The organism is Methanohalophilus sp. WG1-DM, from assembly GCF_004104135.1.
Classification (GTDB): domain Archaea; phylum Halobacteriota; class Methanosarcinia; order Methanosarcinales; family Methanosarcinaceae; genus Methanohalophilus; species Methanohalophilus euhalobius.
Window position 1 is genome coordinate 1 of the sequence record NZ_RRBA01000045.1, and the last position, 496, is coordinate 496.

Below are 496 nucleotides of genomic sequence, written 5' to 3' on the forward strand. Positions count from 1 at the left end.
GGGAACTTTATCTGCAAAACGTATGTTGAAACATATTGCAGGTAAAGAGAAACGTCTTATGCGAGATGTAAACCACACAATCTCAAAGAAAATTGTGAAATTCGCAGTTGAAAAAGGTGTATCTGTAATAGGTCTGGAAGATTTATCAGGAATACGTGACTCAACTCTTTATAAAACTCCCAAAAAGAGAAGACATAATCACAGTAGTTGGGCTTTCCGCCAATTACAAACATTCATTGAATACAAAGCAAGAGAAGCAGGTATAATTACACATTATGTTGACCCATCGTATACTTCTCAAACCTGTATTCGATGCAACCACATCTCAAAAAATAATCGTAACAGGTTATCTTTCAGATGTGAAAAATGTGGTTATGAAAACAATGCCGACCTGATTGGTGCAATGAACATTGAACACAAAACACGGGATTACAGGTATATCCTGGAATCTCAGGGGTGCTTGTCAGCCACCCGGACGAATGCTTAATTGACATTC

The 496-nt window shown here is 37.7% G+C and carries 1 protein-coding gene; it reads left to right on the forward strand.

Features of this window, described 5'->3' with window-relative positions; genetic code table 11:
* Positions 1-487: RNA-guided endonuclease TnpB family protein (locus CI957_RS10390; protein WP_164909098.1), on the forward strand; the 487-nt coding region annotated here is incomplete at its 5' end.
* Positions 488-496: the final 9 nt, after the last annotated feature.